The following is a 22,656-nucleotide window of genomic DNA, read 5'->3' on the forward strand; positions in this document are numbered from 1 at the left end:
GCAAGTAGAATAAATGGCTGGCGTATCAGAATATATTAAAGAGTCGTACATTGAGTTGACCCAGAAAGTTACCTGGCCAACCTGGAAAGAACTTCAAAGCAGCGCTATATTAGTGCTTATTGCAGCGGTTATTATTGCATTGCTGATTTTTGGTATGGACCAGATTATTGGTACCCTGCTTAATAAGTTTTATAGTTCACTTGCTTAATAATATATAATAAGAATGAGTGATCAGTTAAAGTGGTATGTAGTTAGGGCCATTAGTGGTAAAGAAAAAAAGGTAAAGCAATATATTGATGCCGAGATAAACCGTTTAGGTATATCGCACCTTGTACCACAGGTTTTAATTCCAACCGAAAAATATTATCAGATGCGCGATGGCAAGAAGATTGCCAAAGAGCGTAATTACTTCCCGGGATATGTGTTGATGGAAGCTGCTCTGGATGGTGAGTTAGAACACATCATTAAAAATATAAACAGTGTAATTGGCTTTTTGGGTGATAAGGCAGGTAATGCTATCCCTTTACGCCAGGCCGAAGTTAACCGTATTTTAGGTAAGGTTGATGAGATGACCGCACAGGGCGAAACCATGAACGTACCTTACTACGTAGGTGAGAACGTTAAAGTAATGGATGGCCCTTTCAACGGTTTCAGCGGTGTGATAGAAGAGGTGAACGAAGAGAAAAAGAAACTGAAAGTAATGGTAAAGATATTTGGGCGCCGTACGCCGCTTGAATTGAATTACATGCAGGTAGAGAAAGAATAGATTTGAGATATGAGATTTTAGATGTGAGACATCAAAATCAAATAAATCGAATTGAATAATGAAATATATAGATTAAGATATACGGTAAGAGTCTCAAATCTCAAATCTAATATCTCAAATCTAAAAATCTTAAATGTTACATGCTTCCACTTATAACATTGAGTACTACTAATTAAAAAAAGCAAAAGATGGCAAAAGAAGTCGGTGCGATGGTAAAGCTGCAAGTAAAGGGCGGCGCTGCAAACCCATCTCCTCCAATTGGCCCTGCATTGGGTGCAAAAGGTGTGAACATTATGGAGTTTTGCAAGCAGTTCAATGCACGTACCCAGGATCGTCCTGGTAAAGTGTTACCTGTAGTGATTACTGTTTACGTTGACAAGTCATTTGATTTTATCATTAAAACCCCACCGGTAGCTATCCAGTTAATGGAAGCAACAGGTTTAAAAAGCGGGTCGGCAGAACCTAACCGTAAAAAAGTTGCCAGTGTAAACTGGGAGCAGGTTGAGACCATTGCCAAAGATAAAATGACCGATTTGAACGCGTTCACAGTAGAGTCAGCCATGAAAATGGTAGCAGGTACTGCACGCAGCATGGGGATAACCGTTAGCGGTACAGCTCCCTGGAACAACAATTAATTATTAAAATCAGTTAAAGACAGTGGCTAGATTAACAAAAAATCAAAAAGTGGCACTCTCCAAAATTGAGGCTAACAAAGCGTATTCTTTACAGGATGCATCTGCTTTGGTAAAAGAACTTACTTTAACCAAGTTTGATTCGTCAGTTGATATTGATGTACGTTTAGGTGTTGACCCACGTAAAGCCAATCAAATGGTGCGTGGTATAGCAACCTTACCTCATGGAACCGGTAAAACTGTACGTGTACTGGCTTTAGTTACTCCTGACAAGGAACAAGAAGCTAAAGACGCAGGTGCAGATTTTGTAGGTTTGGACGAGTTTATTGCCAAAATTGAAGGCGGATGGACTGATGTAGATATTATCATTACAATGCCAAGTGTTATGGCGAAAGTTGGACGTTTGGGCCGTATTTTAGGTCCGCGTAACTTAATGCCAAACCCTAAATCAGGAACAGTAACTACCGAGGTTGGTAAAGCTGTAACTGATGTAAAAGGCGGTAAGATAGATTTCAAGGTTGATAAAACCGGTATCATTCACACCTCAATAGGTAAATCATCTTTCCCTGCTGAAAAAATTTATGAGAATGCATTAGAAGTATTGCAAACCATCTCAAAATTGAAACCATCAGCAGCTAAAGGAACATATTTCAAGAGCATACACCTCTCTTCAACTATGTCTCCGGGGATAGAAATTGAAACAAAAACAGTAACGGGGATATAAAATCATGACTAAAGAAGAAAAATACGACTTGGTTCTTGCCCTGACTGAAACAATGAAGGAATACGGTAATTTTTATATTACTGATACTTCAGACTTAACGGTTGCAAAAGTAAACGATATACGCAGAAAATGTTTTGATGCCGACATCAAAATGCAGGTTACCAAAAACAGCTTGATCAAAAAAGCTATGGAAGCTGCCGGCGGAGACTTTGGCGATATATATGATGTATTAAAAGGTTCATCATCTATTCTTTTCTCAAAATCAGCAACTGCTCCGGCAAAGTTGATCAAACAATTGAGAAAAGCTGGCGACAAACCGGTTTTAAAAGCAGCATATATTGATTCATCAGTATTTATTGGCGATAACCAGCTGGATACTTTGATCAAGCTGAAATCAAAAGAACAACTGATTGGCGAGATCATTGGATTACTGCAATCACCAGCAAAAAATGTTGTATCTGCTCTACAATCAGGCGGAAACACATTGGCAGGATTAGTAAAAACATTACAAGAAAGAGAAGGTTAATCCAAACACCTATAAGTTTGGTAATTAAAAACAAAGCATTACAATAAAACACAAAATAAAATGGCGGATTTAAAAGCGTTTGCTGAACAGTTGGTAAACTTAACAGTAAAAGAAGTAAACGAATTAGCTCAGATATTGAAAGATGAGTATGGCATTGAGCCTGCTGCTGCTGCTGTTGCAGTTGCTGCTGCTCCTGCTGGTGGCGATGACGCTCCTGCAGCTGCTGCTGAGCAAACAGCATTTGACGTTATCCTGAAAGAAGCAGGTGGCCAAAAATTAGCTGTAGTTAAATTAGTAAAAGACCTTACCGGCCTTGGCTTGAAAGAAGCTAAAGATCTTGTTGACGGTGCACCTAAAGAATTAAAAACTGGTGTATCTAAAGAAGAAGCTCAAACTTTGAAAGCTCAATTAGAAGAAGCCGGAGCGGTAGTTGAGGTTAAGTAATTTAACCCATACAAAAAAGCACAGAGACTCCGACCTGTTTTGGTCGGGGTCTATTGCTGTTTATATACTTTAGATAGGAGACGTGAGATTTGAGATTTTAGCCAATTTGGCCTAAAATTTGCTAATCTCATATCTCACATCTCAAATCTCACATCTAACAGTTAACTAAATTTATAATACCTTGGCAAACCAAATTAATCAAAGAGTTAACTTTGCAACCAGCCGGAAGGTACTTGAATACCCCGATTTTCTGGATGTTCAGTTGCAATCTTTCCAGGAATTTTTTCAATTAGAAACTACTTCAGACAACCGCCACAAAGAAGGTTTGTTTAAAGTATTTGCTGAAAATTTTCCGATTTCCGATTCAAGGAACATATTCGTTCTTGAATTTTTGGATTACTTTATTGACCCGCCACGTTATGATATACGCGAGTGTATTGAGCGCGGCTTAACTTACAGCGTGCCTTTAAAGGCAAAGCTGCGCCTGTCATGTAACGATGCCGAGCACGAAGATTTCGAAACCATAGTTCAGGACGTGTATCTGGGTACCATCCCTTACATGACCCCTAAAGGTACTTTCGTTATCAACGGTGCCGAGCGTGTTATTGTATCGCAGTTACACCGTTCGCCTGGTGTATTCTTTGGTCAAAGCCGCCACACTAACGGTACCAAATTATACTCTGCCCGTGTTATTCCTTTCAAAGGTTCATGGATTGAGTTTGCTACCGACGTTAACAACGTAATGTACGCTTATATTGACCGTAAGAAAAAATTCCCGGTTACTACCTTACTACGTGCCATTGGTTACGATTCTGATAAAGATATATTAGAGTTATTTGAACTGGCCGACGAAGTTAAAGTGAGCAAATCTGGCCTGAAGAAATTTATTGGCCGTAAGCTTGCTGCAAGGGTGCTGAAAAAATGGGTGGAAGATTTTGTGGATGAGGATACCGGTGAAGTAGTTTCTATTGACCGTAACGAAATCATTCTTGAGCGTGAAACCGTGTTAGAAGATGATCACATTGATATGATCATTGACGCGGGCGTTAAAACCATTATCCTTAACAAGGAGGATAGCGCATCAAGCGGTGATTACACCATTATATATAATACATTACAAAAAGATACTTCAAACTCAGAGAAAGAGGCGGTTGAGCACATTTACCGTCAATTGCGTAATGCTGAACCACCTGATGAAGAAACCGCACGCGGTATTATTGACAGGTTGTTCTTCTCTGACAAACGTTATGACCTGGGTGATGTGGGCCGCTACCGCATTAACCGCAAGTTGAAACTGGATACTTCAGAAGAGATCAAAGTTTTAACCAAGCAGGACATTATTGCGATTGTTAAGTACCTTATCAAGTTGATCAACTCAAAAGCTGAGGTGGATGATATTGATCACTTGTCAAACCGTCGTGTTCGTACAGTAGGTGAGCAGTTATATGCTCAGTTTGGCGTTGGTTTGGCCCGTATGGCCCGTACCATCCGCGAGCGTATGAACATCCGCGACAATGAGGTATTTACACCAACCGACCTGATCAACGCACGTACACTATCATCTGTGATCAACTCGTTCTTCGGAACCAACCAGTTATCACAGTTCATGGACCAAACCAATCCACTGGCAGAGATCACGCACAAGCGTCGTCTGTCAGCCTTAGGTCCCGGTGGTCTTTCTCGTGAGCGTGCAGGTTTCGAGGTTCGTGACGTTCACTATACCCACTACGGTAGGTTGTGTACTATTGAAACACCGGAGGGTCCAAACATTGGTTTGATCTCTTCATTGTGTGTTCACGCTAAGATCAACAACTTAGGTTTCATTGAAACACCATACAAACGCGTTATTGATGGTAAAGTACAGGTTCAGGAACCGGTAATTTACTTATCAGCTGAAGACGAAGATGGTAAAACTATCGGTCAGGCTAACGCAGTATATGATGATAAAGGCGAGTTTGCTACGCCAAGGGTAAAAGCTCGTTTTGAAGGTGACTTCCCTATTATTGAGCCTGAGCGTTTGGATTTGATGGACGTTGCGCCGAACCAGATCACATCAATTGCAGCTTCATTAATTCCGTTCCTGGAGCATGATGATGCTAACCGTGCGTTGATGGGTTCAAACATGCAACGCCAGGCCGTACCACTATTGCGCCCTGAGGCGCCAATTGTGGGTACCGGTTTGGAAGGCCGTGTAGCAAAAGACTCTCGTACCCTTATCAATGCTGAAGGCAATGGTGTGGTTGAGTATGTTGATGCTAACCAGATAGTAATTAAATATGATCGTAACGAAGATGACCGTTTGGTTTCTTTCGATGGCGATTCAAAAAGCTATATTTTAACCAAGTTCAAAAAAACCAACCAAAGTACTACCATCAACCTTAAGCCAATTGTTAAAAAAGGCCAGCGCGTTGAAAAAGGACAGGTGCTTTGCGAAGGCTACGCTACGCAAGATGGCGAGTTAGCCTTGGGTCGTAACCTTAAAGTGGCGTTCATGCCTTGGCAGGGTTATAACTTTGAGGATGCGATTGTAATTTCTGAGCGCGTTGTATCTCAGGATATCTTTACATCGCTTCACGTTGAAGAGTTTGAACTGGAGGTGCGTGATACCAAACGTGGGGAAGAGGAGTTAACTGCCGACATCCCTAACGTATCAGAAGAAGCTACTAAAGACCTTGACGAAGACGGTATCATCCGTGTAGGCGCTGAGGTTAAAGAAGGCGATATCCTAATTGGTAAGATCACCCCTAAAGGTGAGTCTGATCCTTCACCGGAAGAGAAACTTTTACGTGCGATATTTGGTGATAAAGCAGGCGACGTTAAAGACGCTTCTTTGAAAACTCCGCCTTCAATTGCAGGTGTGGTTATTGATACCAAATTATTCTCTCGCGCTAAAAAGACTACTAAAGCTGAAGAGAAAGCACAAATAGATAAGTTGGATACCAAGCACGAAAAAGCCGTACGCGACTTAAGAAGTGCTTTGGTTGAGAAGCTTTTTGAGATAGTAAACGGTAAAACATCACAAGGTGTACAAAACGTTTACAAAGAGTTGCTGATTGCTAAAGGTGTTAAGTTTACTCAGAAAATTTTAACTGAGCTGAACTATGAGAACATTAATCCAACTAAATGGACAACTGATGAGGATAAGAACGAGCAGATCAAAATGCTTCTTCACAACTTCAACATCAAGTTGAACGAAGAATTGGGCGCTTACCGTCGTGATAAATTTGCTATCAGCGTAGGTGATGAACTTCCATCAGGTATTGTTCAAATGGCTAAGGTTTACATCGCTAAGAAACGTAAGCTTAAAGTAGGTGATAAAATGGCGGGCCGTCACGGTAACAAGGGTATTGTTGCCCGTATTGTTCGTGATGAGGATATGCCATTCCTTGAAGACGGAACTCCGGTTGATATTGTGTTGAACCCACTGGGTGTACCTTCACGTATGAACTTGGGCCAGATCTACGAGACCGTATTAGGTTGGGCAGGTAAAGAGCTGGGTGTTAAATTCGCTACTCCTATTTTTGATGGTGCAAGCCATGATGAGGTAGAAGAGTGGGTTAAAAAAGCAGGTATACCTGAATCTGGCCGTACTTACTTATACAACGGCTTAACCGGCGATCGTTTTGACCAGCAAACAACTGTGGGTATTATCTACATGCTGAAACTGGGCCACATGGTTGACGACAAGATGCACGCACGTTCAATAGGACCATACTCATTAATTACACAACAACCTTTGGGTGGTAAAGCCCAGTTTGGTGGTCAGCGTTTTGGTGAGATGGAGGTTTGGGCATTGGAGGCATTCGGTGCAGCAAACATCCTTCAGGAAATATTGACAGTTAAGTCTGACGACGTTGTTGGCCGTGCCAAAACTTACGAGGCTATTGTTAAAGGCGAGAACCTGCCAACCCCATCAGTTCCGGAATCATTCAACGTATTGGTTCATGAGTTGAGAGGTTTAGGTTTAGATATCACGCTTGATTAATTATTGAATTATTGAAGGATTGAATTATTGATTTAATTCAATCCTTGTTAGATAAAACCAATTCAATAATTCAATAATTCATCCTTCAATAATTAAAAACAAGGAGACTATGTCTTACAAAAAGGATAATAAAATCAAAAGTAACTTTACCACCATCACCATTAGCCTGGCATCGCCTGAGGCTATTTTGGAGCGTTCTAGTGGTGAGGTTTTAAAACCAGAAACCATTAACTACAGGACCTATAAGCCTGAGCGTGATGGTTTATTTTGCGAGCGTATTTTTGGTCCGGTAAAAGACTATGAATGCCATTGCGGTAAATACAAACGTATACGTTACAAAGGTATCGTGTGCGACCGTTGCGGTGTTGAAGTTACCGAGAAAAAAGTACGTCGTGAGCGTATGGGCCACATCAATTTGGTGGTTCCTGTTGCGCACATCTGGTATTTCCGCTCGTTACCTAATAAAATTGGTTACCTGCTGGGTTTACCAACCAAAAAGCTTGACCTGATTATTTACTACGAACGTTATGTAGTAATTCAGCCGGGTATTAAAGAGGGCGACGGTATATCTGCAATGGACTTCCTTACTGAGGAAGAATACCTGGATATATTGGATACCTTACCAAAAGAGAACCAGTATCTTGATGATAAAGACCCTCAAAAATTTGTGGCCAAAATGGGCGCAGAGGCTTTAGAGGAATTATTGAAACGTATTGACCTGGATGATCTTTCATTCAAATTACGTCACCAGGCTGCTACCGAAACTTCTCAGCAACGTAAAAACGAAGCGTTAAAACGTCTTCAGGTTGTTGAAGCTTTCCGGGGTTCAAAAACACGCATTGAAAATAACCCTGAGTGGATGATCGTTAAGATCGTTCCGGTTATACCTCCTGAACTGCGTCCGTTAGTACCACTGGAAGGTGGCCGTTTTGCTACCTCGGATTTGAACGACCTTTACCGTCGTGTTATCATCCGTAACAACCGTTTAAAACGTTTGATCGAGATCAAAGCTCCAGAGGTAATTTTACGTAATGAGAAACGTATGTTGCAGGAAGCTGTTGACTCGTTATTTGATAACTCACGTAAAGTTAACGCGGTAAAAACTGAAGGTAACCGTGCTTTGAAGTCACTTTCAGACATACTGAAAGGTAAACAAGGCCGTTTCCGTCAAAACTTATTGGGTAAACGTGTTGACTACTCTGCACGTTCAGTAATTGTTGTAGGGCCTAATCTTAAACTGCATGAGTGTGGTTTACCGAAGGATATGGCTGCCGAGCTGTTCAAACCGTTTATCATTCGTAAAATGATTGAGCGTGGTGTGGTTAAAACGGTAAAATCTGCTAAGAAGATTGTTGACCGTAAAGACCCACTGGTTTGGGATATATTGGAGAACGTACTTAAAGGACACCCGGTATTATTAAACCGTGCACCTACGCTACACCGTTTGGGTATACAGGCATTCCAGCCTAAATTGGTTGAAGGCAAAGCTATCCAGTTGCACCCGTTAACCTGTACCGCATTCAACGCCGACTTTGACGGTGACCAGATGGCCGTTCACGTGCCGCTTGGTAACGCCGCAATTTTGGAAGCACAGGTGTTGATGCTTGCATCACACAATATTTTGAACCCTGCTAATGGTACGCCAATTACAGTACCTTCTCAGGACATGGTTTTGGGTCTTTACTACATTACTAAAGGCCGTAAAACAGATGCTACCCGCGTTGTAAAAGGCGAAGGTTTAGCTTTCTACTCTGCAGAAGAAGTTATCATCGCTTATAACGAGAAAAAAATTGACTTGCACGCTTTTATAAAAGTTAAAGCCAATGTTAAAGAACGCGATGGAAGCATTGTAAACAAATTGATTGATACTACTGTAGGCCGTGTGTTGTTTAACCAACATGTACCTGCCGAAGTTGGTTATATAAATGAGCTGTTGACCAAAAAATCACTTCGTGATATTATTGGTGATGTAGTAAAAAACACCGGTATGGCGCGCGCTGCCCAATTCCTTGATGATATTAAGGAATTAGGATTTAAGATGGCTTTTCAGGGTGGTTTGTCATTTAACCTTAAAGACATCAATATCCCTGCTGAGAAGGTAACCTTGATCGATACTGCTTCTAAGCAAGTAGAAGAGGTAATGAATAACTATAACATGGGTTTCATTACCAACAACGAACGTTACAACCAAATCATTGATATCTGGACACGTATCAACAATCGCTTAACCGCGAATGTGATGGATATTTTGAGTAATGATAACCAGGGCTTTAACTCTGTTTATATGATGCTTGACTCAGGTGCACGTGGTTCTAAAGAGCAGATTCGTCAGCTTGCAGGTATGCGTGGTTTGATGGCTAAGCCTCAAAAATCAGGTTCAGGTGGCGAGATCATTGAAAACCCTATCCTTTCTAACTTTAAAGAAGGCCTATCAGTATTAGAGTACTTTATCTCTACTCACGGTGCGCGTAAAGGTTTGGCGGATACGGCGTTGAAAACGGCCGATGCGGGTTACTTAACCCGTCGTTTACATGACGTTGCTCAAGACATGATTGTAGGTATGGTTGATTGCGGTACATTAAGAGGTATATTCACTACCGCGTTGAAAGACAACGAGGATATTGTTGAGCCACTATACGATCGTATTTTAGGCCGTACATCTTTACATGATGTTCATGACCCTATTACTAATGAATTATTAGTTTCTGCAGGTCAGGATATTACTGAAGAGATTGGCAAGAAAATAGAAAACTCTCCGCTTGAAGGCATCGAAATACGCTCAGTATTAACCTGCGAAAGCAAGCGTGGAGTGTGTGCATTGTGCTACGGCCGTAACCTTGCAAGCGGTAAACGCGTTCAAAAAGGCGAGGCTGTTGGTGTAATTGCTGCACAGTCAATTGGTGAGCCGGGTACACAGTTAACACTTCGTACCTTCCACGTGGGTGGTACCGCCTCAAACATTGCTGCTGAGTCTCAGTTGAACGCTAAATTTGATGGTATCATTGAGTTTGAAAACGTTCGTACCGTGGAGTACGTAGGTGAAGAAGGTGCTGTTGATGTAGTATTAGGCCGCTCAGGCGAGTTCCGGATTGTTGAAGAAGGAAGTAACAAAGTAATTGTTACCAACAACATTCCATACGGTTCATACCTGTACGTAAAAGATGGCAGCAAAGTAAAACGTGGCGACCGTATCTGTTCATGGGATCCGTACAATGCGGTTATTATCTCTGAATTTGCGGGTAAGGCGCAGTTTGAAGCTGTTATTGAAGGTGTAACTTTCCGTGAGGAGTCTGACGAGCAAACAGGTCACCGTGAAAAAGTTATTATTGATACACGCGATAAAACCAAGAACCCGTCTATCCAGGTTGTTGATAACAAAGGCGGTTTGGTTAAAGGTTATAACATTCCGGTAGGCGCGCACATAGCTGTTGACGAAGGTGAAAAACTACAAACCGGACAGATCATTGCTAAAATACCTCGTTCAACCGGTAAAACCCGAGATATTACAGGTGGTTTACCACGTGTAACCGAGTTGTTTGAAGCACGTAACCCGTCAAACCCTGCGGTAGTAACCGAAATTGATGGTGTGGTAACATTAGGTGGTGTGAAACGTGGTAACCGCGAGATCACTATCGAATCTCGTGATGGCCAGATTAAAAAATACCTGGTACCGCTTTCAAAACACATCCTTGTACAGGATAATGACTTTGTTAAAGCCGGTATGCCATTGTCTGACGGTTCAATATCTCCATCAGACATCCTTGCTATTAAAGGCCCTGCTGCCGTACAGGAATATCTTGTAAATGGTATTCAGGAAGTTTATCGCTTGCAGGGTGTGAAGATCAATGATAAGCACTTTGAGGTTATCGTTCACCAGATGATGCAGAAAGTTATGATCGAAGATGCGGGTGATACCCGTTTCTTAGAGAAAGAAGCTGTTGATAGCTGGGATTTCATGCACGAAAATGACGAGATATTTGACAAAAAGGTAGTAGTTGATCCGGGTGATTCAAATACACTTAAAGCTGGTCAGATAGTATCATTAAGAAGATTACGTGATGAGAACTCTCAATTAAAACGTAAAGATCTTAAACTTGTTGAGGTGCGTGATGCAATCGCTGCAACTTCAAGCCCTATTCTGCAAGGTATCACCAGAGCTTCGTTAGGTACCAAGTCATTCATCTCGGCTGCATCGTTCCAGGAAACTACAAAAGTACTGAACGAGGCTGCAATTGCCGGCAAACGAGACATGATGCTTGGCTTGAAAGAGAACGTGATCGTTGGTCACTTAATTCCTTCAGGTACAGGTTTACGCGAATACGAAAATATACGCGTAGGTTCTCAGGAAGAATTTGATCGTTTAATAGCATCAAAAGCCGAAGAAGTAGAAGCTTAATTTACAAGCAAATAATAATAATACACAAAGCCTTCCCAATTGCGGAAGGCTTTGTTATTTTAGCGTTATGGAAGAACAATTTGATAATCAACTTAACATAGAACTTTCAGAAGAAATTGCTGAAGGCGTATACTCAAATCTTGCCATTGTAACGCACTCAAATGCTGAGTTTGTAATGGATTTTATACGGGTTATGCCAGGAATACCTAAGGCGAAAGTTAAATCCAGAATAATTGTAACACCTGAGCATGCCAAGCGTTTATTAATGGCGCTTGAAGACAATATTGCAAAGTATGAGGCTTTAAATGGCCGTATAAAAACGCAATCGGAACCCGAAGGATTTCCAATTAATTTTGGAGGTACAATGGGTCAGGCGTAACTTTTTAAAAACTATTTGTTAACATTTTGGTTGGTTTGATGAATTTATTTCAAAATAACCCTCACTTTTTTGTTAATATTGAATGTTTATGTATCTTTAACCTGCTAAATGAAACACAGAAATCTAGTAAATCATGCCTTGTTATTGTTGATCACAACAATTTTTTTAGGCCTATGCTCCTGCTCATCAATAAAAAGCGTAAAATACTTTGCTGATATACCCGATTCGGGAAAGGTAATAAAAACCACGCAGGTGCCTTTTATTGAGCCGGTAATTCAAACTGATGACATTCTTACTATAAGTATTCAAAGTTTAGATCCAAAATATACAGAGATATTATCAAAAGGTGCGCTCCAAAGTTCAGCAGTTGCTAATAGTTCGGCAGTAAATTCTCCTGGTTCAATGATCTCAGGTTACCTGGTTGACAGAAGCGGCAATATTGAAATACCTATATTAGGTAGTGTTCATGTCGGTGGCTTAACCAGCGAGCAAGCCCGTGAGTTGCTTAGAAGTAAAGCTGCTGCAGCAGGTTTTAAAGATGTTACTGTTAACCTTCGTTATGCTAACTTTAGAATTACAGTGTATGGTGAAGTTAACAAACCGGGTACTTTCTCTATGTCTAACGAGAAGGTAACTATTATTGATGCGTTGGGTTTAGCAGGCGATTTAACGATTTATGGCCGACGTGATAACGTGTTGTTGCAAAGGCAAAATCCTGACGGTACCCGTGAGTTTGTACGTATTAACTTAAACAAAAGCGACATCCTGCATTCTCCCTATTATTACCTTCGTCAGAACGACTATATTTACGTAGAGCCGATAAGAACAAAGGCAGTAGCATCTGATGCTATATTAAGCAGAGGTATATCAATTACAACTACCGTTATATCGTTTGTGATATCAGTGCTGGTGGTGATCATAGCAAAAAAATAAATTTAGATAATGTCACAGTTTGTGGATAAAAATAATGATACCGATACCCGGGTTATAAATGCACCGGAGGAAGATAGCATTGATATAAAGGCTATTATTTCTCAAATTGTTCATAACTGGCCCTTAATGGTGTTAAGCTGCGCAATTTGTTTGTCTTTAGCATTTCTATACGGACGGTATTCATCGCCTGAATGGAATGTTGCAGCTAAGCTATTGGTAGAAGATCCAAAAAGTGGCGCGTCGGGTGGTATGGCAGGCGGAATGCCGGCAGACTTTAGCGCTTTGTTCGGTATCAAAAGCAGCGCTGATAACGAAGTGCAAATATTGAAATCAAGGAGCTTAATGGAAAAAGTTGTAAGAACAATGCAACTTAACATCCGCACCTTGATGAAAAGCCGCATAAGAACTACAGAAATTTATGAAGAGTCGCCGTTTAGCGTAAAGATCAACTACAATTCAGATACGCTAAAAGCACGTGAATATGATATTACTATTTTAGATGCGGGGCACTATCGCATCCAAAACAGTAAAGATGAAGTTGACATTAAGGCACAATTTGGTAAACCGGTAGCATTAAAGCAATATAATTTAACGCTTGAAAAAAAGCCATACTCTGCAAACAGTGGCGATTTTATTATAGCTGTACAGTCTGAAGATTCGGCCATTGAGCTTTTCTCTTCTGTTTTTGCCGCTGATCTTTCTGATAAGAAATCAACCACCATTGATTTGGGCTTTAAATATCCCAATCCTAAAAAAGGTGAGGCCATTTTAAATGAATTAATCAAGCAGTACATAAAATCCAATCTTCAAAATAAAGTTGAGGTTGCAGATAGTACAATTGCGTTCATTAATAACGAGATAAAACTGGTTGGATCTCAGTTAACCGGCGTAGAGAAAGAATTTCAGGAATTCAGAGAGCAAGCTAACATTGCCGACCTTGACGCTCAATCTGGTACATTGGTAAAAAATGCCAGCGATTATTACGACAAATTAAGCCAAAGCACCATACAGTTGACCGTTATCAACGATATGAAAAAGATGCTTGATAATCCGGGAAACAAGCAGTTGTTACCATCGGGCTTGGTTGTTAGTGGTACCACCGGAGATCCATCATTCACGCAATTGATAAGCGTTTACAACGATTTGTTGATTGCAAGAGATCAGGCAAGTTTATCTTTAACGGATACAAGTCCTACCATAATAAATTACAATAGCCAGCTTGCCAACGTGCGCGATAATATTTTAAAATCTTTAGATTCTTATCGCAAAGGACTGGTTGCTACACAAGAGCAGTTAAAAAAGCAAAACAGCAGCTTTCTTGGTCAGTTAAAGCAAGTGCCTGCAAAACAGAGGCTTTATCTTGATTATCAGCGCCAACAACAGGTTAAGCAAGAGCTTTATGTTTACTTGCTTCAAAAGAAAGAAGAAACAGCTATATCAAAAACTTCAACCATATCAAGTTCGCGTATAATTGACCCTGCAAAAAGTGAGTCTTTTCCTTTCAAGCCAAGAAAGAATATAATTTATTTGGGGGGATTGCTGTTAGGTTTACTTTTACCCGGAGCATATTTATACATCAAGAATTTGCTTAATGTAAGGATAAACACCAGGGCGGATATTGAAAAAGGTACTACTGCGACCGTTATTGGCGAGATAAGCCACAATGATGAACAGAAGAACCTGGTTGTAACGAAGAATTCAAGAACTATAATCTCAGAACAATTCAGAAGTTTAAGAACCAACCTTCAGTATGCTTTAGACTCGTCTAAACCAAATGTGCTGTTGTTTACATCAAGTATGAGTGGCGAGGGAAAAAGCTTTTTAACCCTCAACCTTGGTAGTGCAATAGCCCTTACCGGTAAAAAGGTTGTGTTCCTGGAGCTTGACCTTCGTAAGCCAAAGTTGTCTGAGAATATGGATACAGACCACAATAATGGTTTCACAAATTATGTAGTTTCTTCATCAACAGATCTAAGCTCAATACTTAAGCAGACATCATTTGATGAAAATTGTTATCTGATATCGTCAGGACCTATTCCGCCGAATCCTTCAGAGTTGCTGATCAGCAAAAAACTTGAAGATATGATCAATGAATTAAAGAAAACCTTTGATTTCATTATTATTGACTGTGCTCCGGTAGGCTTGGTAACAGATGCTATGCTGTTGGAAAAATATGCCGACATGACATTCTACATCGTAAGGCAGGATTACACCTTCAAATCACAACTGAGCATTATTAATGACCTGAAGGTTAATAAAAAGGCTAAAAACGTATATGTAGTAGTGAACGATATAAAATCTGAAAAAGGTGGTTATGGTTATGGCTACGGCTATGGTTACGGCTACGGCTATGGTTACGGCTATGGTTACGGCTATGGTAACTATGGTGGCTACGTTGAAGAGACCAAGAAGAAAAAGAAATTCCCTTGGTTTAAGAAGTAGTTTTACCGGGTTTTCTAAAAGCTAACACCCGAAGCTAAGCTGTGAATGGCTGTGATAGTGATTTGAGTTATCAATCCAGGGCCTCGCTTAATTTGTTCGCGTTTATTTCATAGTGATATAAAATATGCGGTTAACTGCTTTGAAGATTAGAACTACTACGCTTTAAGCATAAAAGGCAAAAAAAGCAACAGCAGGTTTTAAGGCATGCTATGCAATGAGGTTTTGACCTTATTGCTAACGATAATAATGTAAAAACTATGTTTTGGCATATGGATAACTTTGCAAAATAGCAATGGATTTTAGAAAGGACATACAAGGACTTAGAGCTTTAGCATTTTTATCTGTATTTATTTTTCACCTGAATTCGGCATGGTTGCCAGGCGGCTTTATTGGCGTTGATGTTTTTTTTGTGATCTCAGGCTATTTAATTACGTCAATTATCCTACACCAAAGATCAAAAGGAACATTTAGCTTTTCATCTTTTTACACCAAACGCGCCAAAAGAATTGTGCCTGCACAATATATAATGTTGCTGATAGTCGCGTTGGCCAGTTTTAACATTTACCTGTACGCAGATATGGGGAGTTTGCGAAGATGGTTGCTAAGCTCGGCACTTTACTTCTCTAATATTATTTTCGCTACCAGCGATAACTACTTTGGAGCCAAAGCAACGCAAAATCCGGTATTGCATACGTGGTCTTTATCTATTGAGATGCAATTTTATTTTTTGCTGCCGCTGCTTTTGGTCTATGTAAAGGAAAAATATTTAAAAAGCGTTGTTATTGCGCTTATTGTAATGTTTACCGCATACGGTTGCTACGAGATATTTATAGCCGAAAAGCAGCAGGAAGCTTACTTCTCTTTGTTTACCCGTATTCCGGAGTTTTTGATAGGCAGTATATTTAGCATCTATTTTAGAAACAAAAGTTTAGGAAAGCTGAGCTTTGCGGGCAGCTTAACGGGTATTATACTGATAGTATTAAGTGCCGTTTTTGTGAGTGAATCATCACCCTTTCCCGGTGTTTTAGCTTTAGTGCCTTGTTTAGGTGCCGGATTATTACTGGTTTCTGCTGAAAATCCTCTAACAAAAATTTTCTCAAACAAGGTGTCTTTTTACATCGGTGAGTTGTCATATTCTTTGTATTTATGGCACTGGCCAGTAATGGCATTGCTTAGATATAATAACGACAGTTATAATTTCTCTGCAACAGAAGTTATAATGGTGACGTTTTTAACCGCTTTATTAAGTTGGTTATCGTTCAATTTTGTAGAGAATTTTTTCAAGGAGAAGAAAACAGGGTTTGCAAAATACTTTGCACCTGTAGCAATGTTAGTTCTGGTCTTTTCTTTTTTATTACCTAAAGCGTCAGCTTTCAAAAAACTGCCCGACGCATTTGTTAACTATTCATTTTTTGGAGATAAATCAAACATAACTTTAGAAAAAGCACCTGCTGTAGAAAAGTTGGGTGATCCGACTAAAGATGATAAGGTTTTGTTTATAGGCGACTCTAACGGTGGGGCTTTAAAGGCCTTTCTTGATTATATGGGTAAACATGACGGGTTTAGTTTTTTAACAATGAACACCCATACTTACCCGCCGATTTTTGGGCTAAAAAAATCAGACACTAAAGACGATTTAATTAATCCTAATCAAAACGCAGCTTTAGATAAAGCATTATTGAGTGCAGAGTTTTTAAAGAAGTACGTAAACGAAAGCAAGATTATTATTATAGTAGCGGCAAGGTACGATAGAATAGCTTCGGAAGTTGAAGGAATTAAGCAAATGGCCAACAATTTAGGTAAAGACAAAAAGTTGATCATTATCAAGTCTTTTCCAAAAGTTGAGGGTGATATAAATCCAATTAAGGTTAACAAGGGAATAGTAAAGAGTTCTGCTAAGGAATTGAAACTGTATTCGTACAAGCTCCCTAATGCAATACAGGAACTTCCTGTTAAGCATAGTAATGTGTTTATCTACGACATCTCAAAAAGTAAGATTTTTAACAATGGACCCTATTATAATGATACCGTTACATATTATGACGGGGGCCATATAAATTATTACGGTCAAATTGCCTTGGCTAAAGACCTTAAAGATGATTTTTCACGCTTTTTTAAGCAAATCCAAGCAAAATAATGTCGGGAAATAAGTCAATCGCTAAAAACACTCTTTTCCTCTATATAAGGATGCTCTTCAATATGGGTGTATCTTTATATTCATCGCGCGTTATATTGCATACGCTTGGAGTTCAGGATTTTGGCGTTTATAATCTTGTAGGTGGTGTTGTTGTTATGTTCACATTCTTAAACGCACCAATGACTTCAGCAACGCAACGTTTTATCAATGTTGAGAAGGCATCGGGATTTGCTGATAGGGTTAATAAAATTTTCAATATAAGTTTATCGGTACATGTTATAATTTCAATACTTATACTGCTGTTGGCTGAAACGGCCGGCTTATGGTTTCTAAATTACAAATTGAATATCCCGCCCGATAGAATGTCCGCTGCAAATTTTGTTTTCCAGTTGTCCATTTTAACAACGGTAATAGATGTGATGCGTGTGCCATTTAATGCAATGATAATTGCATACGAAAGAATGTCATTTTATGCTTTCCTGGGGATATTCGAAACCGTTGCCAAACTTGTAGCTATTTACTTGTTGGTTGTTTTTCCCGGGGTTGACAAATTGCTTTTATATAGCGTTTTGTGGATGCTGATCAATTTGATAACAAACATTATTTACCTGTTCTATTGTAAAAAGAACTTTAAAGAAGAAACATCTTTCAAACGCTACAAAGATCCAGCGAAGTTAAAAGAACTCTTGTCATTTTCGGGCTGGATGTTGTTTGGGCAACTTGCCGTGATGGGTGCTACACAAGGTCTTAACATGATCTTGAATATTTTTAATGGTGTTGTGGTAAATGCAGCCTTAGGCATTGCCACTCAGGTGAACGTAGCAATGTATTCGTTTGTGAGCAATTTTCAGGTAGCTTTTAATCCGCAAATTATACAGAGCTATGCTCTTAAAGAATATGACAGGAATAAGAAGCTGATATTGGCTACATCTAAATACTCGTTTTTTTTAATGGCTATTCTGTCCGCCCCCGTACTTTTTTATACAAAAAGCATTTTAACGCTTTGGCTTGGCGATGGGCAGCCTGCCTATGTTGACAGTTTTGTACAGGTTATTGCGCTGTGCTCATTTATTGATGCATTAGCAGGACCGTTTTGGGTATCTGCTCAGGCAATAGGTAGTGTAAAAGAATACAACATCACACTCACTTGTATCAATTTACTCACACTCCCTTTAGCATATGTGCTATTGAAAATGGGATACAGCCCTGTTTACGTTTTTGCGGGCAAGCTGGCAATTTCAATTGTGTTGCAATTATTCAGGTATTACTTTATAAATAAGTACGTCAAATTTGATAAAAAGGAATTTGCAGGGTACCTGCTAAGGGTAATTGGAATATTTTCTTTGTTGATATTGCTGATGGTTTTTGGAAACAAGGGCAATTCGTCGTTCCTGGAGATGTTTATAGGAGCAATAATAATTGAATTGGTGTTAAGTGCTGTTATTTTAATAATTGGTTTGGAGAGTAGCGAACGAATATTAATAAAAGACTTTTTAAATAAAAAATTAAAAAGGAGCTGAAAAGATGTTGGTATCTAAATTAAGAAATGTAAAAAACGCCATGCAGTTTTACGCTCTGCGGCAGCTTGCCAAGTATAACTCGCGCAACGTTTTGATTGATTTTGATGAGAACTGGTTCAAAGGAAAACGTGTTGCAATTGTAGGCGGTGCAGATTCTGTTTTGAAAGAGCCCCTGGGAGCTTATATTGACGGATTTGATGTTGTTGTAAGAATAAATAAAGGGGTTGATATTATTCAAACTCAAAAAGAGTTTTCCGGGGAAAGAACAGATATTTTATTTCATTCGTTTTTTAACAGACCGGGCGATAAGGGCAGTAGCCCCATAACATTAGACCTTTGGAAACAGCATAATGTTGGTTTGATACTATTTGCCCGGAACTTCAATACCGGATCATATGAATTAAACAGCTTCAGGCATTTTCTAAAAATAAACACCGGGAAAATAAAGTTCAGTCAGATTACTGAGCAGCAATGCAAAATGAATAAGAAGACTCTCGCTCCGGCAAGCCCTACCACAGGCTTTACAGCAATTAATACAATTTTTAATTGTGCGCCAAAAGAGATGTACTTAACCGGTATTACTTTTTTCAAGACACCGCACAACAATGCCTACAGAGATTTTAACGAGGATGATCTAACCCGCGTTTTTAACGTAGAGAAAGATCATAGCGCTGAACTCGAATATCAATTTGTGAAAAAGTTATATCAACAACATTCATCTGTAATCCATCCGGATAAAACGCTTAAGACAATTTTTGAAACAAACTAACATGAATCAATCTCCTCTTATTTCCGTTATTATCCCTATTTACAAGGTTGAGAATTATTTACAACCGTGTGTAGATTCTGTTTTAGCTCAAACTTACCAAAATTTGGAGGTTATTTTAGTTGATGATGGATCGCCTGATAATTGTGGAAAGCTATGTGATGCATATGCAGAGAAAGATAAACGCATTGTAGTTATTCACAAACCAAATGGTGGTTTGTCAGACGCGAGAAATGCAGGGTTAGATGTTTGCAAAGGTGAGTTGATTGCCTTTGTAGATTCTGATGATTTGGTGCATCACCAGTTTATTGAGTTATTATATAATGGTCTTACAAAAAATAACGCCGATATGGCTTTTTGTGGCGTAAGCAAGTTTTATGATGATGATAATGTTGATGATAAAATAACCAATAGTTCTGCAAACGTAAATATGGTTTTATTTGATCAAACCCAAATGTTTGATGAATTGCTGTTTGAACGCAGATCTGTTTATGAACATATTGTTTCCTGGAATAAATTGTATACAAAAAAAATATGGGATGTATTACGTTTCCCTAAAGGAAGAATACATGAAGATGAGTTTGTTATACACCATATTTTAGACCTTTGCGAAAAGATTACTTATATTGATAGTGCTTTGTATTTTTACAGGCAGCGGAAAGACAGTATAATGTTTGTAAAACGCACAGCTAAACAGCTTTTAGATAAGTATTATGCTTTTGAAGATAGAAAAGCTTATTTCAGAAAAAAGGGGATAAAGCACACGGCGTTAAACGAAAAACAGAAATTTGCGCTTTGGGACAGCTTTTTTATTATAGCAGATTCGCCGCTTAAGGATGTTGAAAATTTTGGTAATATCATAAAGGATGATCTGTCAGCTAAAACTAAAGTTAAGTTGTTATTGAAAAGATATACACCTGGCTTTTTCCATTTTATACTTAAGGTAGGCGAAGGACACAGTAAAAATACTGTTAATTAATTAGTTAAAGTTTCCATATATAAAGAAACAATAGGGGTATTCAGCAACTGGGATGAGATTAATTTTAATAATTGGTGTTGCATTACTATTTATGACGGGGGTTATATGGCAAGCCCTCAAGCTTCCGCCTTGGCAATATCCCCACATATCCTTGTTTATTTTGATTGCGTACCTGGCAACTATATTAGGCAAGCTAAAAATATTTAAAACTGATGTAAAGGTTATTTTTGGGATACTTCTTCTTTTTTTATACGCAAGTTTTTATAGTAGAGATCTTTATTTTCTGGGTTACATAAATGCTATCATATTACCTCCTGTTGTTTATATAGCAATGAATAATGGGACGGGTTATAAAACGTATAAGACTATATTAAATATAGTCCTGGTTATGTTTATAGCAACCATTGGCGTAAGTTACATTGAACGGGTATTTCAGTTTAAACTTTTCATGATCCAAAACGACGTGTTGATAAGTGAGGATGTTTTTGAAGAAGACTTCAGGAGTAACAGTTTAATGGGGGGGCCTTTAGGTAGCTCGCAGTTTGTGCTATTGGTGTACGCCTCGCTAATGGCTATGAAATCTATATCGCAATCAAAAAAAATATATATCACCCTGTTTGTTCTGGTAAGTATGTTGTGTTTCAATGCAAGGGCATCAACTTTTGCTGTAATGCTTACTTTTTCAATTTTCTATTTTTCTAAAGTTACCGTGCCAAGGCTGGTTGCCGGCGTAATATTCATGTTTGCTTTTGGCTTCTTTGTTTACTATAGTATAAGCGAATTAGGCATTGGAACAAGGGCGCTTGAAATATTTCAAGATGATAGTTCAAACGTAAGATTTGCTGTATTTAATCTGTTTGGCTATTTACGTTTTAGTGATATACTTTGGGGCGCTGATACGTTTTTTCTTACCAAGCAAATGAAGCATGCCCAGTTAGATGATGTGATCATTGAAAATCCATTGCTGGTTTATATTTTTCAGGTTGGCGTGATCATGACAACTGTTTTAATTGTATCATATGTAACGTTTTTCTCTAAGATAACTAAGGGGTTAACTAAACACCAAAAATATATAATATTCACCCCCACAATTATTTCTCTACTTTCTAATATATCTGTAGCGGGTGGTTCTACTATATTATCATACGTTGTAATTATAGTTATGCTTGTAAAATATGATTCCCAAAATAATACACCTCTGCTGGCTCTCCGGTGATGCTTATCCTGATGATATAAAGAAATGTATATCAACATGGCATGAACATTTGCCTGATTATGAAATAAGGGTTTGGACTAATAAAGATTTAGAGCAACTAAATTCAACCTGGGTTACGCAAGCTTATAACGCCAAAAAGTATGCTTTTGCAGCTGATTTTATCAGGCTATATGCGTTGTATAATTATGGTGGTATCTATTTAGACTCGGATATTTTTGTATATAAATCTTTTAACCCTTTGTTGCACCTGCCTTATTTCATCGGGGAGGACTATACGCATTACTTTGAACCTGCAGTGATGGGTGCTGAGAAAGGAAGCGTTTGGGTAAAACACTGTCTTGATTACTATATTGACCGAAGCTTTATTAAAGCAGATGGCTCTTTTGATATGTTGCCTTTGCCTGGGATATTCTACATCTCCTTAAAGGGTAAAATGAAATTTAATAAGATAAACGCTATTTCTGACTTTGTTTTTAAAGATGATGTATTGAATATTTTCAATTATCATTTCTTCAACTCGCGAAATCAATTGGAGATCGTACAGAAGCCAGCCAGCTATTGTTCGCATATGTTTGCCGGCTCATGGGTTAATATTAAAGATGAGCAGGTAGTTAAACGTTTACTTAAAAAATATTTACCTAAACCAGCATTGCTCTTCGTATTTAAAATAACATCATATCTGAGTAAAGACAATAAGCAGTTTAGGATAGACAATCCATAAGCCGTGTGCGCTAAATAGTTGATAACACGATGATGGATGTAGGCAGCTTAAAAGATATATTAAAGAAGTAAGGCTGACATCTAATCAATA

Annotated in this window: 17 protein-coding genes; all 17 read left to right on the plus strand. The window is 38.9% G+C overall.

Going from position 1 to position 22,656, the window contains the following annotated elements; genetic code table 11:
* The first annotated feature begins 13 nt into the window (after positions 1–13).
* The 17 genes from secE to CLV57_RS05205 all read left to right on the plus strand — a co-directional run bounded on the left by secE (position 14) and on the right by CLV57_RS05205 (position 22,566).
* Positions 14–208 (plus strand): preprotein translocase subunit SecE, encoded by a 195-nt coding sequence (gene secE, locus CLV57_RS05125; protein ID WP_100340248.1) that lies wholly within the window; start codon positions 14–16, stop codon positions 206–208.
* Positions 209–223: 15 nt separating this feature from the next.
* Positions 224–766, plus strand: a complete 543-nt coding sequence (gene nusG, locus CLV57_RS05130) for a transcription termination/antitermination protein NusG (RefSeq protein ID WP_100340249.1) — start codon at positions 224–226, stop codon at positions 764–766.
* 188 nt (positions 767–954) lie between these two features.
* Positions 955–1,401: a 50S ribosomal protein L11 gene (rplK, locus tag CLV57_RS05135; RefSeq protein WP_100340250.1), complete on the plus strand. Its 447-nt coding sequence runs from the start codon at positions 955–957 to the stop codon at positions 1,399–1,401.
* Between the two features lie 22 nt (positions 1,402–1,423).
* Positions 1,424–2,122: a 50S ribosomal protein L1 gene (rplA, locus tag CLV57_RS05140; protein WP_100340251.1), complete on the plus strand. Its 699-nt coding sequence runs from the start codon at positions 1,424–1,426 to the stop codon at positions 2,120–2,122.
* Between the two features lie 4 nt (positions 2,123–2,126).
* Complete coding sequence (rplJ, locus tag CLV57_RS05145) at positions 2,127–2,648, plus strand: 50S ribosomal protein L10 (protein ID WP_100340252.1); 522 nt, start codon at positions 2,127–2,129, stop codon at positions 2,646–2,648.
* A gap of 60 nt (positions 2,649–2,708) precedes the next feature.
* On the plus strand, positions 2,709–3,092 hold the full coding sequence (gene rplL / locus CLV57_RS05150; protein WP_100340253.1) for a 50S ribosomal protein L7/L12: 384 nt from the start codon (positions 2,709–2,711) through the stop codon (positions 3,090–3,092).
* A gap of 181 nt (positions 3,093–3,273) precedes the next feature.
* Positions 3,274–7,077, plus strand: a complete 3,804-nt coding sequence (gene rpoB, locus CLV57_RS05155; RefSeq protein WP_100340254.1) for a DNA-directed RNA polymerase subunit beta — start codon at positions 3,274–3,276, stop codon at positions 7,075–7,077.
* 109 nt (positions 7,078–7,186) lie between these two features.
* The gene (rpoC, locus tag CLV57_RS05160; RefSeq protein WP_100340255.1) at positions 7,187–11,473 is read left to right on the plus strand and encodes a DNA-directed RNA polymerase subunit beta'; all 4,287 of its coding nucleotides are present in this window, start codon (positions 7,187–7,189) and stop codon (positions 11,471–11,473) included.
* A gap of 67 nt (positions 11,474–11,540) precedes the next feature.
* Entirely contained in the window at positions 11,541–11,852 is a 312-nt protein-coding gene (locus CLV57_RS05165; protein WP_100340256.1) for a DUF3467 domain-containing protein, read from the plus strand.
* A 108-nt stretch (positions 11,853–11,960) separates the two neighbouring features.
* Positions 11,961–12,785: a polysaccharide biosynthesis/export family protein gene (locus CLV57_RS05170; RefSeq protein ID WP_100340257.1), complete on the plus strand. Its 825-nt coding sequence runs from the start codon at positions 11,961–11,963 to the stop codon at positions 12,783–12,785.
* Positions 12,786–12,794: 9 nt separating this feature from the next.
* Positions 12,795–15,227, plus strand: a complete 2,433-nt coding sequence (locus CLV57_RS05175; RefSeq protein WP_100340258.1) for a GumC family protein — start codon at positions 12,795–12,797, stop codon at positions 15,225–15,227.
* Positions 15,228–15,519: 292 nt separating this feature from the next.
* A complete protein-coding gene (locus tag CLV57_RS05180; protein ID WP_100340259.1) occupies positions 15,520–17,364 on the plus strand; it encodes an acyltransferase family protein in 1,845 nt (614 codons plus the stop codon).
* Positions 17,365–17,426: 62 nt separating this feature from the next.
* Complete coding sequence (locus CLV57_RS05185) at positions 17,427–18,884, plus strand: MATE family efflux transporter (RefSeq protein WP_211290026.1); 1,458 nt, start codon at positions 17,427–17,429, stop codon at positions 18,882–18,884.
* A 40-nt stretch (positions 18,885–18,924) separates the two neighbouring features.
* Entirely contained in the window at positions 18,925–19,653 is a 729-nt protein-coding gene (locus CLV57_RS05190) for a glycosyltransferase family 29 protein (protein ID WP_169927060.1), read from the plus strand.
* Between the two features lies 1 nt (position 19,654).
* Positions 19,655–20,629 (plus strand): glycosyltransferase family 2 protein, encoded by a 975-nt coding sequence (locus CLV57_RS05195; protein WP_100340262.1) that lies wholly within the window; start codon positions 19,655–19,657, stop codon positions 20,627–20,629.
* 388 nt (positions 20,630–21,017) lie between these two features.
* Positions 21,018–21,845 (plus strand): hypothetical protein, encoded by an 828-nt coding sequence (locus CLV57_RS05200; protein ID WP_157799072.1) that lies wholly within the window; start codon positions 21,018–21,020, stop codon positions 21,843–21,845.
* Positions 21,805–22,566: a glycosyltransferase family 32 protein gene (locus tag CLV57_RS05205; protein WP_100340264.1), complete on the plus strand. Its 762-nt coding sequence runs from the start codon at positions 21,805–21,807 to the stop codon at positions 22,564–22,566. Before CLV57_RS05200 ends, CLV57_RS05205 begins: the two co-directional genes overlap by 41 nt.
* Positions 22,567–22,656: the final 90 nt, after the last annotated feature.

The organism is Mucilaginibacter auburnensis (genome assembly GCF_002797815.1).
GTDB classification, from domain to species: Bacteria; Bacteroidota; Bacteroidia; order Sphingobacteriales; family Sphingobacteriaceae; genus Mucilaginibacter; species Mucilaginibacter auburnensis.

What these genes read in the sequence shown, in the direction of transcription:
- secE (WP_100340248.1), top strand. Translation starts at nt 14, where the DNA reads ATGGCTGGCGTATCAGAATATATTAAAGAGTCGTACATTGAGTTGACC.
- nusG (WP_100340249.1), top strand. Translation starts at nt 224, where the DNA reads ATGAGTGATCAGTTAAAGTGGTATGTAGTTAGGGCCATTAGTGGTAAA.
- rplK (WP_100340250.1), top strand. Translation starts at nt 955, where the DNA reads ATGGCAAAAGAAGTCGGTGCGATGGTAAAGCTGCAAGTAAAGGGCGGC.
- rplJ (WP_100340252.1), top strand. Translation starts at nt 2,127, where the DNA reads ATGACTAAAGAAGAAAAATACGACTTGGTTCTTGCCCTGACTGAAACA.
- rplL (WP_100340253.1), top strand. Translation starts at nt 2,709, where the DNA reads ATGGCGGATTTAAAAGCGTTTGCTGAACAGTTGGTAAACTTAACAGTA.
- rpoC (WP_100340255.1), top strand. Translation starts at nt 7,187, where the DNA reads ATGTCTTACAAAAAGGATAATAAAATCAAAAGTAACTTTACCACCATC.
- CLV57_RS05165 (WP_100340256.1), top strand. Translation starts at nt 11,541, where the DNA reads ATGGAAGAACAATTTGATAATCAACTTAACATAGAACTTTCAGAAGAA.
- CLV57_RS05170 (WP_100340257.1), top strand. Translation starts at nt 11,961, where the DNA reads ATGAAACACAGAAATCTAGTAAATCATGCCTTGTTATTGTTGATCACA.
- CLV57_RS05175 (WP_100340258.1), top strand. Translation starts at nt 12,795, where the DNA reads ATGTCACAGTTTGTGGATAAAAATAATGATACCGATACCCGGGTTATA.
- CLV57_RS05180 (WP_100340259.1), top strand. Translation starts at nt 15,520, where the DNA reads ATGGATTTTAGAAAGGACATACAAGGACTTAGAGCTTTAGCATTTTTA.
- CLV57_RS05185 (WP_211290026.1), top strand. Translation starts at nt 17,427, where the DNA reads ATGGGTGTATCTTTATATTCATCGCGCGTTATATTGCATACGCTTGGA.
- CLV57_RS05190 (WP_169927060.1), top strand. Translation starts at nt 18,925, where the DNA reads ATGCAGTTTTACGCTCTGCGGCAGCTTGCCAAGTATAACTCGCGCAAC.
- CLV57_RS05195 (WP_100340262.1), top strand. Translation starts at nt 19,655, where the DNA reads ATGAATCAATCTCCTCTTATTTCCGTTATTATCCCTATTTACAAGGTT.
- CLV57_RS05200 (WP_157799072.1), top strand. Translation starts at nt 21,018, where the DNA reads ATGTTTATAGCAACCATTGGCGTAAGTTACATTGAACGGGTATTTCAG.
- CLV57_RS05205 (WP_100340264.1), top strand. Translation starts at nt 21,805, where the DNA reads ATGATTCCCAAAATAATACACCTCTGCTGGCTCTCCGGTGATGCTTAT.